Below are 11,177 nucleotides of genomic sequence, written 5' to 3' on the forward strand. Positions count from 1 at the left end.
GGCAAAATGCTTGATATCGCTATTTTTCGCGCTAAGGTGTTGGCAGATTTTCAGCAAAGGAAGCCATCATGGCGAAAGCGGCGCGTGCAACCATTAGCGATGTGGCGAAAGCCGCAAAGACCGGCAAAACCAGCATTTCACGGTATCTTAACGGCGAGAAGCACCTGCTTTCCGACGATCTGTTATCACGTATTGAAAAAGCCATTGCCGAACTCGACTACCGCCCCAGCCTGATGGCCCGCGGCCTCAAGCACGGCCGCACCCGCCTCATCGGCCTGATCATCGCCGATATCACCAACCCCTATTCGGTCAATGTCATGAGCGGCATTGAAGCGGCCTGCCGGGAAAAGGGCTTTACCCTGCTGGTGTGTAACACCAATAACGAGCTTGACCAGGAGCTGCACTATCTCGACCTGCTGCGCAGCTATCAGGTGGAAGGCATCGTCGTCAACGCGGTCGGCATGCGGGAGGATGGCCTGAACCGCCTGCAGCAGTCGGCCCTGCCGATGGTGCTGATTGACCGTAAAATCCCCGATTTCGCCTGCGATGTGGTCGGACTTGATAACGCTCAGGCCGCCACCACCGCCACCGAACACCTGGTGGAGAAAGGCTTTGAGGCCATCCTGTTTCTCAGCGAACCGCTGGGCTCGGTCAATACCCGCCGCGAGCGCCTGAGCGCCTTTCGCGCCACGCTCGCCCGCCACCACGGCGTGGTGGCCGAAAACGCCGAAGTACAGCTCAACGACGGCGCGATGATGGACAACGTCCTGCGCCAGTTCCACGCCCGCCACCGCGGGATGCGCAAAGCGGTGATCTCCGCCAACGGCGCGCTGACGCTGCAGGTGGCCCGCGCCCTGAAGCGCGTCGGCCTGATCTGGGGCAGCGATATCGGCCTGCTGGGCTTCGACGAACTGGAGTGGGCGGAGCTGGCCGGCGTCGGCATCACCACCCTCAAACAACCGACGTGGCAGATCGGCTACGCGGCGGTGGAACAGGTGATTCGGCGCATTGCCGGCACTAACGACCCCATCTGCGAGCGGGTCTTTTCCGGCGAGCTTATCGTCCGCGGATCAACCTCCCGTTAACGATCCTTCGTGATGCCGATCATAAATTAAACATCTCGCCCTTTCTTATGGAACCGATACCATCTAGCGTAATAAGGAGATTAAGCAACAAACGCCGGGAGTAAGAGCGCGATGGCCAGAAAAATTATTGTCGTTACCGCTGCCTATGGTAATGACCATGTTAAATCCTTAGGCGGCCAGGCCGCCGTCCTGCCGTTTATCGCCGACGCCGGCGCGGACGGCGTCGAAATCCGCCGCGAGCTGTTCAGCGCCGAAGAGCTCAACGCCCTGCCGGTGCTGGCGGCCACCATCGAGCGCCACGGCCTGCTGGCTTGCTACTCCGCGCCCCAGGCGCTGTTCGCCGACAACGGCGAGCTTAACCCGCATCTCCCGACGCTGCTCGCGGAAGCGCAGACCCTTAACGCCCTGTGGCTGAAGCTCTCCCTTGGCCATTTCCGCCACAACCAGCAGCTCGACGAGCTGCGCCATATCCTCAGCGACAGCGGCATGGCGCTGGTGGTGGAGAATGATCAGACCGACTGCGGCCAGCTGGCGCCGATGCAGCGCTTCAAAGCCGCCTGCCGGGTCCATCAGCTGCCGATCACCTTAACGTTTGATATGGGCAACTGGCTGTGGGTCGGCGATTCGCCGGAAGAGGCAGCCCGCCATCTTGCGCCGGCGGTCAGCTATATTCATGTGAAAGCGGCGGAGCCACATCAGGAGAAATTCCGCGCTGTGCCGCCGGATCAGGCCGCCGACCGCTGGCTGGCCCTGCTCGATAATCTTCCCGCCGACGCGCCGCGTGGAATCGAGTTTCCGCTGACTGGCCATGACCTGACGGCCGTGACCCGCCGCTACGTCAACCTGTTACGCGAGGAATAAGCCGTGGAAAATTTAGATGTCATCACCATCGGCGAAGCTATGGCCATGTTTGTCGCCACCGAAACCGGCGATCTGGCCGAGGTGGAGCATTTTATGAAACGTGTCGCCGGTGCCGAGCTGAACGTCGCCACCGGCCTGGCGCGCCTGGGTCTGAAGGTCGGCTGGGTCAGCCGCGTCGGTAACGATAGCTTTGGCCGCTTCGTACTGCAATCGCTGGCGAAAGAGGGGATCGATAGCCATGCTGTCGCCATTGATAACCGCTTCGCTACCGGTTTCCAGATGAAATCGAAAGTCGAAAATGGAACCGATCCCATTGTGGAGTATTTCCGCAAAGGTTCTGCCGCCAGCCATCTGTCGCCTGACGATTTTCGCGCCGACTACTTCACCAGCGCCCGTCATTTGCACCTGAGCGGCGTGGCCGCCGCGCTCTCTGAAAGCTCATATGCGCTGCTGGAGCATGCGGCGAAGGTCATGAAAGCCGAGGGCAAAACCCTCTCTTTCGATCCCAATCTGCGTCCGGTGCTGTGGAAAAGCGAAGCCGAGATGGTGGAGAAACTCAACCGTCTCGCCTTCCAGGCTGACTGGGTTTTGCCAGGCTTAAAAGAAGGCGTCATCCTCACCGGCCAGCAGACTCCGGAGGGGATAGCCGATTTCTATCTCTCGCGCGGCGTCAAGGCGGTGGTCATTAAAACCGGCTGCGACGGCGCCTGGTTCAAGAGCGCCAACGGCGAACAGGGAACGGTTGATGCCATTAAAGTCGAAAACGTCGTCGATACCGTCGGCGCCGGCGACGGCTTTGCCGTTGGGGTGATTAGCGCCCTGCTGGAAGGCAAAACCCTGCTTCAGGCGGTGAACCGCGGCAATAAAATCGGTTCGCTGGCGATTCAGGTCCAGGGCGACAGCGAGGGGCTGCCCACCCGCGACGCGCTGGGCGAATAACATTTATACGCAACAATAACAGCCGTCCTGTACCCTACCTGCAGCGCGGCACAGCAGCGTCCGTTTCGACGGACGTATGTCACCTCATTGACAGAGGCAAGCCTATGAATAGCTCAACAAATGCAACGAAACGCTGGTGGTACATCATGCCTATCGTGTTTATCACGTATAGCCTGGCGTACCTCGACCGCGCCAACTTCAGCTTCGCCTCCGCGGCAGGCATTACCGAAGACCTGGGCATCACCAAAGGGATCTCTTCCCTGCTGGGGGCGCTGTTCTTCCTTGGCTACTTCTTCTTTCAGATCCCCGGCGCTATTTATGCAGAGCGCCGCAGCGTTCGCAAACTGATCTTTATCTGCCTGATCCTGTGGGGCGGCTGCGCCTCCCTGACCGGGATTGTGCATAATATCCCGGCGCTGGCGGCCATTCGCTTTATTCTCGGCGTCGTCGAAGCGGCGGTGATGCCGGCGATGCTGATCTATATCAGCAACTGGTTCACCAAATCCGAGCGCTCGCGGGCCAATACCTTCCTGATCCTCGGCAACCCGGTGACGGTCCTGTGGATGTCGGTGGTCTCCGGCTACCTGATTCAGGCCTTCGGCTGGCGGGAAATGTTTATCATCGAAGGGGTGCCGGCGGTGATCTGGGCCTTCTGCTGGTGGGTGCTGGTGAAAGATAAACCGTCGCAGGTATCCTGGCTGGCGGAGAGTGAAAAAGCCGCGCTGCAGGAACAATTGGATCGTGAGCAGCAGGGCATCAAAGCGGTGCGTAACTATGGCGAGGCCTTCCGCTCCCGCAACGTGATCCTGCTCTGCGCCCAGTACTTTGCCTGGAGCATCGGCGTGTACGGCTTTGTACTGTGGCTGCCGTCGATTATCCGCAGCGGCGGCGAAAATATGGGGATGGTGGAAGTGGGCTGGCTCTCCTCGGTCCCATACCTGGCGGCGACTATCGCCATGATCGTGGTCTCCTGGGCCTCCGATAAAATGCAGAACCGTAAGCTGTTCGTCTGGCCGCTGCTGCTGATTGGCGGACTGGCCTTCATCGGCTCCTGGGCGGTCGGCGCCAACCACTTCTGGGTCTCTTACACCTTGCTGGTAGTGGCTGGTGCGGCAATGTATGCGCCTTACGGCCCCTTCTTCGCCATTATTCCGGAAATGCTGCCACGCAACGTCGCCGGTGGCGCCATGGCGCTGATCAACAGCATGGGCGCCCTGGGCTCCTTCTGCGGCTCGTGGTTTGTTGGCTACCTGAACGGCGCCACCGGCAGCCCAGCAGCTTCCTATATTTTTATGGGGGTGGCGCTTTTCGCCTCAGTATGGCTGACTTTGATTGTTAAGCCTGCTAATAATCAAAACCTTCCACTTGGCGCTCATCACGCCTGAACGACTCACACTACGGAGATTCGCATGAAGCCGTCTGTCATTCTCTATAAAACGCTTCCCGACGACCTGCTACAGCGTCTGGAGGAGCACTTTTCCGTCACTCAGGTGAAAAACCTGCGGCCGGAGACCGTTTCGCAGCACGCTGAGGCCTTTGCCCAAGCTGAAGGCCTGCTGGGCTCCAGCGAAAAGGTTGACGCCGCGCTGCTGGAGAAGATGCCGAAGCTGCGTGCGACCTCCACCGTATCCGTTGGTTATGACAACTTCGACGTCGAGGCGCTGAACGCCCGCCGGGTGCTGCTGATGCATACCCCGACCGTGCTGACCGAGACCGTCGCCGACACGATCATGGCGCTGGTGCTGAGCACCGCCCGCCGGGTGGTGGAAGTGGCGGAGCGCGTTAAAGCGGGCGAATGGACGAAGAGCATTGGGCCAGACTGGTTCGGTACCGACGTACACCATAAAACCTTAGGTATCGTCGGCATGGGCCGCATCGGCATGGCGCTGGCGCAGCGCGCCCACTTCGGGTTCGGCATGCCGATCCTGTATAACGCGCGCCGCCAGCATCCGCAGGCGGAGGAACGTTTCAACGCACGCTATTGCGATCTTGATACCCTGCTGCAGGAAGCCGATTTTGTCTGCCTGATCCTGCCCCTGAGCGAAGAGACCCATCATCTGTTCGGCCAGGCGCAGTTCGCCAAAATGAAATCTTCCGCCATCTTTATTAACGCCGGGCGCGGCCCGGTGGTCGATGAGCAGGCGCTGATCGCCGCCCTGCAGGCGGGTGACATTCACGCTGCCGGCCTTGATGTCTTCGAGCACGAGCCGCTGGCTAAAGATTCGCCGCTGCTGAGCCTGCCGAACGTCGTCGCGCTGCCGCATATCGGCTCCGCCACCCATGAGACGCGCTACAACATGGCGGCCTGCGCGGTGGATAACCTGATCGACGCCCTGAACGGCAAGGTCGAAAAAAACTGCGTCAATCCGCAGGTAAAATAAGCCATAAAAAAACCCGGGTAGCGGCGGCAATCGCCCTCCCCGGGTTCTTTTTGCATTCTGTCCGTTATCCAGCCCGTTCGCCGCAGCTCACGTCAGCCAGACAGGGCATTAGCGGGTCGCGTTCACCGCCGCCGTCCATGCCTGATTAAACGCCTGATGCTGCGCCGCCAGCGGCCCAATCAGCGCATTGTACTGACTAGCCTGCTGGGAAGTCGGGAATTGAATGCCGTTGGCCACAAAGCTCACCTGGGTTCCCTGCTGGGCGACAAAATCCCCCACCTGAACCAGCTGCTGGGTAAAGATCTGCGCGGCCGGGATCAGCGGCTGCAGCGCGTCGGCTGGCGCCGTCACCACCTTGGCGTAAACCTGATCGAAGACCGGCTTGAGATCGTCCGCCTGCTTCAGCGCGCCATGCGCGGCATCGGCCTGCATTTTGGCATTCTGCAGCTGCTGGCTGAGCACGCCCAGCGCGCCGTTCGCCTGACGCAGCGGCTCGCGCTGGGTCATATAGTCCTGCGGAACGCGGATCGCATTGACGCTGTCCACTACCGGGCGCAGACCAGCGTCCATCGCCTGGCTCACCTGCTGCGAGTAGCCGTAGATCACCGCGTAGTCAGAGACAAACGGCCCAAACTGTTTTTTCTGATCGGCGGTCAGCGTCGGCAGTCGTTCACCGCTACGCATCGCCGTATTCTGCAGGAAGTCGATAAACGCTTTGCGCTGATCGCCTTCTTTATCAAAACACCCACTCAGGCTAACCACCATTAATAAGGCCGCCATAGCCGCAAACCAGCGAGAGCAGGACTTTCCTGTCGCCATTTTTTTACTCCTTTCAGCCAAAAAAAGCGCACAAAGACACACACGTGCCAGACGCTGACAAGGATAGTCCAGCTCGGCCTCGCAGGATACCCTTTACTGCTAATCTTACGCAGGAAAAACGCCATTCCGCACGCCGCTGCCGTCGCCTGGCGCGTCTGTTATGCGCATCACAAATATGCGCTTCAAATTAGACCGATGAATATCAATTAACTAATTGATATTTTTGAAATTTATAATCCACTACCCAACGCCGCGCCCTGAAGCGGACGATAATCGCACGCTTTGGCGCCCACCCGGATTGCCTGGTCAGCGCTTCAATGATTTGATGAATGAGCGATTAACGGCGATGCGTTCGATTATCGCACAAATCAATCTCAACGACGCGAAGGCGACGATAATAACAAACCTCTGTCCCTCGCTCAGTCTGCCAGGAAAGCCGTATGACTAAGACAACCATCGACATTCAGGCCTTTATCAACGAGCACCCCTTCACCCGCTACCAGTGGATGATCCTCGCGCTCTGCTTCATCACCGTCGCGATGGACGGGTTCGACACCGCGATCATCGGATTCATCGCCTCCGACCTGGTCCAGGAATGGGGCGTGGAAAAATCAGCCCTCGGCCCGGTGATGAGCGCCGCGCTGGTTGGCCTGGCGGTCGGCGCGTTAACCGCGGGACCACTGGCTGACCGTATCGGCCGCAAGAAAGTGCTGATTATGTCGATCGTGGTGTTCGGAGGATTCAGCCTGCTCACCGCCTTTGCCACCAGCCTTAACCAGCTGACGCTGCTGCGCTTCCTGACCGGCCTGGGCCTCGGCGCGGCGATGCCCAATGCCGCGACGCTAATGAGCGAATATGCGCCGGAGCGCCGTCGGGCGCTGCTGGTGAACCTGATGTTTGTCGGCTTTCCGATGGGCTCGTCGCTGGGCGGCTTTTTATCCGCCTGGATGATCCCGCACTATGGTTGGCAGAGCGTGCTGGTACTGGGCGGCGTGATGCCTCTCCTGCTGGCGGTAGCATTAATTTTCCTGCTGCCGGAGTCCGCCCGCTATCTGGTGGTGAAGCGTCAGCCGGCGCAGCGCATTGCCGCCATCCTGCGGCGTATCGCGCCGCTGCCGGAGACGGTGGAATTTGAGCTGCACGAAGCAGGCCAGGTGAAAGAGAAGTCGGCCATAGGCGTCATTTTCTCCCCACGCTACGCGGTGGGCACCGTGATGCTGTGCCTGACCTACTTTATGGGCCTGCTGATTTTCTATCTCCTGACCAGCTGGCTGCCGCTGCTAATCCGCGAGACCGGCGCATCGATGAGTCAGGCCTCTATTATCACCGCCCTGTTCCCGCTCGGCGGCGGAATTGGCGTGCTGATCCTCGGTGCTCTGATGGACAAGATCAATCCCAATAAGGTGGTGGCCGTCGGCTGGCTGCTGACCGGCGTTTTCGTCTGTCTGGTGGGCTTCTCTACCAGCAGCCTGGCGCTGATGGGGGTGATGGTGTTCATCGCCGGCAGTATTATGAACGGCGCGCAGTCGTCGATGCCGGCGCTGGCGGCAGGCTTCTACCCGACGCAAGGGCGCGCCACCGGCGTGGCCTGGATGCTGGGCATTGGCCGCTTCGGCGGGATCCTTGGCGCGTTCAGCGGCGCCTTCCTGATGCAAGCCCAGCTCTCGTTTGAGACCATTTTCACCCTGCTGGCTATCCCGGCATTCCTGTCAGCCATCGCGCTGCTGATTAAATATCGGGTCAGTAAATCAGCGCCGGCGGCGACAGAGGACGCGAGAGGTCTGCAGAAAGCCTGATCGACAAGCCGGCGTCCCGCGCCGGCTTTGCCGCTTTTTTCTTATCCGTTTACAAAAATTTTCGAAGCCACTCCATCGTATTAGTAATCATGCTCTTAGGCACCGCTGCCGTTCGGCTATTGGGGCTGATTCGATAACCTGCTGGCAAATAATCACGGGCGTTACCATCCTTGATGCTTTTTTCTGACTATTCTTAAAGAGCTTTAGAAAAATCTCTTCCGCTGTGTGATAAAAGGAGTTCTCAATGGAATATAAAGATCCCGTGTTTGAACTGCTGAGCAGCCTGGAACACATCGTTTTTAAGGAAGATAATCAGACACTTACCTCAAACCGTAAGTCCACTGTGTTTAGTGAATTTGAACAGCTGCGTAAAGGCACTGGACTTAAGATTGACGACTTCGCCAACGCCATGGGCGTGAGCGTCGCTATGGTAAGAGAGTGGGAATCGAGACGGGTAAGACCGTCCCCCACTGAGCTAAAATTAATGCGCCTGATTCAGGCCAACCCGCAGCTTTCAAGGCAGTTACTCGATTAATCCCGCGCGCAGCGGTAAGGGCCAGCAAGGGAGCTTTTACCGCTGCACCGTAAAAAAAGTTTGCTATCAGGTGCTGAACGTGCGTTAATGCTCGCAGGTTTGATGTACAGACCACAGAGCAGTCGAATAGAGCAGTCCTTCTAAGGTTATCCAAAGATACCCCCGTAGTGAACTTTCCCTTTATCGCTTTAAATCTGTAGTCCAGACCGCTACGCCGCAAGGCTCACTTATTTTTTTAAAGGTAATTCACTATGTCCGGTAAAATGACTGGTATCGTAAAATGGTTCAACGCTGACAAAGGCTTCGGCTTCATCACTCCTGACGATGGCTCTAAAGACGTGTTCGTACACTTCTCTGCTATCCAGAACGATGGCTACAAATCCCTGGATGAAGGTCAGAAAGTCTCCTTCACCATCGAAAGCGGCGCTAAAGGCCCGGCAGCTGGCAACGTAACTTCTCTGTAAGTTCAAGCCGCTAAGAATCAAGAATCCCTGCCTGATGGCGGGGATTTTTTTATCTGTCGCCAACAGCCGCCAGCATACGATGGCGGCTGTTGGGCATTCAGAGCCGGGTATAGCGCCAGCCCGTTTCCTCCCATGCCAGACTATGGGTCAGCCTCAGACCTTGTAAAAACGCCTCATCATGCGACACCACCAGCATCGCGCCGGGAAACGCCGCCAGCGCGCTTTCAATAGCCTGCGTCGATGCTAAATCGAGATGGTTGGTCGGCTCATCCAACAAAAGCAGCTGGGCAGGCTCGCGTCGCCAGAGTACGCAGGCCAGGGCCGCTTTCAGGCGTTCGCCGCCGCTGAGCGCCGACAGCGGCAGAGTGACCTTATCCGCGCCCAGCTGCAGCTGCGCCAGGCGGGTGCGCAGGAGGCCCTCATCCAGCGGGGTATCTTCCAGGCTCAGGTGCGCCATGACCGATAACGACAGATCCAGCTGCGTCAGATGTTGATCGAGGTAAGCGGCGCTCACCGACAGCCGGACATCGCCTGAGGCGGCCTGCTCCAGCCCCAGCAGCGTTTTCAGCAAAGTGGTTTTGCCACAGCCGTTCGGCCCCTTTAGCGCGATGCGCATCGGACCATCCACGCGCCAGTCCAGCGGCGCAGCCGGTGCATGGTCGAGCTGTAATGACTCCACCACCAGCACCTGCTTGCCGGCGGCCACTTCGCTGCCCGGCAGGGTGAACATCACCGGCGTATCCTCTTCCACCCGCTCTCGCGCCTGCTGCACGGCGCCATTCAGACTGCTGTTCTGTTCACGATGCTGACGGCGCAGCGTTCCCGGACGCTCTTTTGCCGCGCCTTTGTACTTCACACGTTCAAAAGAGGCGATATTCAGGGTATCAACGGTACGCAGCGTCTGCGCCGAGCGCCGCTGGGCGGCGTCATGCTCCTTTTGCATTCGCGCGCGGGTGCGCCGTCGTTCGGTCACGGCATGCTCCAGCGCCGCGCGCGCGGCCTGCTGCTCCGCCTCACGCTGCCGCTGATATTCATCATAGTTGCCGCCGTAGCTGCGCAGCGCCGTCGGCGTCAGCTCAATAATCCTCGGCATCCGCGTCAGCAGCTCGCGGTCGTGGCTGGCGATCAGCGCCCCGCCCTGCCAGCTTTCCAGCTGGTGATAGAGCCACTCCCGCCCCTGGCGGTCCAGATGGTTGGTAGGCTCATCCAGCAGCAGATAATCGGCGCCGGAGACAAAGGCGCCGCACAGCAGAGCCTTCATCCGCTCGCCGCCGCTGAGTGAAAAAGCGGGGCGATCGGCAGAGAACGGCGGGAGATCGGCTTCACGGAAAGCTAAACTCAGGCGATCGGTGAGATCCCAGTGGCCATCCAATAGCTCGAAATCGTCGGCCAGTCCATTACCCTGTTCAAGGCGGAACAAGGCGTCAAATACCGGCGCATAGCCGAGCAGCGCGGCGAGGGTGGTCGCCGGCGTAAGCGTCGGCTGCTGCGCTACCCAGGCCACGGCGGCGGCGCGCTCAATATGGCCGCCGGCAGGAGAATCAAGGCCCGCCAGCAGGCGCAGCAGGCGCGTCTTACCGACGCCGTTCCGGCCGACCAGACCGCAAAGAGACGGTTCCAGCGATAAATTTAGCGGACCAAACAGGGTCTGTCCCGTCGCAAACTGACAGGTGACCTGATGTAAAACAAAAGCGGGGATGTGGGCGCAATGAGCCATAAGCACTCCTGAATGAAATCAATACTCCCCTACCCGCAACATCTGCGAGGTAAGGCGTGAAATTCATCAGTCGTGTTTGTTCATTTGTGGGGCGCGCTCCAGTGAGACGAGGGATTCGTCGGGGCATAGGATAGCCACACTCCGCTATGAATTTCAAGCCCGTTTAATTCAACGGCCGTGTAAAAATAAAAAGGCCTCCTGATATCATGAGGCAAAGGATTTATTTGGTGAACAATGAAAGGGTGCATTGAGAATACCTGACACCGCAAGCGTGGTGGGGATAGATCCCCACCAGATGCTCTTACTGTTTAATATCACAGGCTAAGAATGCCACCAGCTCAATATTTCCCTGCCTGATCTGTAATTCACATAGCGAATCACGAACCATCCAGGTCAATAATAAAATAGTGAAGCAAATCACTACTAAGCCAAACAACAGATACTTTTGCGGCATTCCTCGCCTCCCGTGTGTGTAAGTTCACACAGATATTGCAATTGCCTCAGAACACTAAAGGAGGGATTGCCAGATGTTGATGCAGCATATCGGTGTCGGCTATTTTGGGTATTACCGAGCAACTGC

At 58.5% G+C, this 11,177-nt stretch carries 11 protein-coding genes; 8 read left to right on the forward strand and 3 right to left on the reverse strand.

Translation table 11 applies throughout. The features are described 5' to 3' along the window. The first annotated feature begins 68 nt into the window (after positions 1-68). The 5 genes from ACLH1I_RS23580 to ghrB all read left to right on the forward strand — a co-directional run bounded on the left by ACLH1I_RS23580 (position 69) and on the right by ghrB (position 5,266). Complete coding sequence (locus ACLH1I_RS23580) at positions 69-1,085, forward strand: LacI family DNA-binding transcriptional regulator (RefSeq protein ID WP_004205002.1); 1,017 nt, start codon at positions 69-71, stop codon at positions 1,083-1,085. A gap of 111 nt (positions 1,086-1,196) precedes the next feature. Continuing rightward, positions 1,197-1,946 (forward strand): sugar phosphate isomerase/epimerase family protein, encoded by a 750-nt coding sequence (locus ACLH1I_RS23585; protein WP_151629212.1) that lies wholly within the window; start codon positions 1,197-1,199, stop codon positions 1,944-1,946. 3 nt (positions 1,947-1,949) lie between these two features. Next, on the forward strand, positions 1,950-2,885 hold the full coding sequence (locus ACLH1I_RS23590; RefSeq protein WP_004205005.1) for a sugar kinase: 936 nt from the start codon (positions 1,950-1,952) through the stop codon (positions 2,883-2,885). 104 nt (positions 2,886-2,989) lie between these two features. Further along, entirely contained in the window at positions 2,990-4,270 is a 1,281-nt protein-coding gene (locus ACLH1I_RS23595; protein ID WP_004205006.1) for an MFS transporter, read from the forward strand. 24 nt (positions 4,271-4,294) lie between these two features. Beyond that, the gene (gene ghrB / locus ACLH1I_RS23600) at positions 4,295-5,266 is read left to right on the forward strand and encodes a glyoxylate/hydroxypyruvate reductase GhrB (RefSeq protein WP_017900020.1); all 972 of its coding nucleotides are present in this window, start codon (positions 4,295-4,297) and stop codon (positions 5,264-5,266) included. A gap of 108 nt (positions 5,267-5,374) precedes the next feature. Here ghrB and ACLH1I_RS23605 read toward each other — a convergent pair whose 3' ends face one another. Continuing rightward, on the reverse strand, positions 5,375-6,085 hold the full coding sequence (locus tag ACLH1I_RS23605; protein WP_002921929.1) for a DUF3053 domain-containing protein: 711 nt from the start codon (positions 6,083-6,085) through the stop codon (positions 5,375-5,377). 440 nt (positions 6,086-6,525) lie between these two features. Here ACLH1I_RS23605 and ACLH1I_RS23610 point away from each other — a divergent pair, with 440 nt between their 5' ends. The 3 genes from ACLH1I_RS23610 to cspA all read left to right on the forward strand — a co-directional run bounded on the left by ACLH1I_RS23610 (position 6,526) and on the right by cspA (position 8,880). Beyond that, positions 6,526-7,881: an MFS transporter gene (locus ACLH1I_RS23610; protein ID WP_017900021.1), complete on the forward strand. Its 1,356-nt coding sequence runs from the start codon at positions 6,526-6,528 to the stop codon at positions 7,879-7,881. Positions 7,882-8,125: 244 nt separating this feature from the next. Beyond that, a complete protein-coding gene (locus ACLH1I_RS23615; RefSeq protein WP_064183530.1) occupies positions 8,126-8,416 on the forward strand; it encodes an HTH-type transcriptional regulator in 291 nt (96 codons plus the stop codon). Positions 8,417-8,667: 251 nt separating this feature from the next. Further along, positions 8,668-8,880, forward strand: coding sequence for an RNA chaperone/antiterminator CspA (cspA, locus tag ACLH1I_RS23620; protein WP_000014594.1), 213 nt, complete (start codon positions 8,668-8,670; stop codon positions 8,878-8,880). A 97-nt stretch (positions 8,881-8,977) separates the two neighbouring features. Here the strand turns inward: cspA and ACLH1I_RS23625 are convergent, their stop codons facing one another. Both ACLH1I_RS23625 and hokA read right to left on the reverse strand, forming a co-directional pair. Beyond that, positions 8,978-10,597, reverse strand: a complete 1,620-nt coding sequence (locus tag ACLH1I_RS23625; RefSeq protein WP_151629210.1) for an ATP-binding cassette domain-containing protein — start codon at positions 10,595-10,597, stop codon at positions 8,978-8,980. A 301-nt stretch (positions 10,598-10,898) separates the two neighbouring features. Continuing rightward, on the reverse strand, positions 10,899-11,051 hold the full coding sequence (gene hokA, locus ACLH1I_RS23630) for a type I toxin-antitoxin system toxin HokA (RefSeq protein WP_004205012.1): 153 nt from the start codon (positions 11,049-11,051) through the stop codon (positions 10,899-10,901). Positions 11,052-11,177 lie beyond the last annotated feature (126 nt).

Source organism: Klebsiella sp. 1SOBk10mer (assembly GCF_046602535.1).
In the GTDB taxonomy this organism is placed as follows: domain Bacteria; phylum Pseudomonadota; class Gammaproteobacteria; order Enterobacterales; family Enterobacteriaceae; genus Klebsiella; species Klebsiella quasipneumoniae.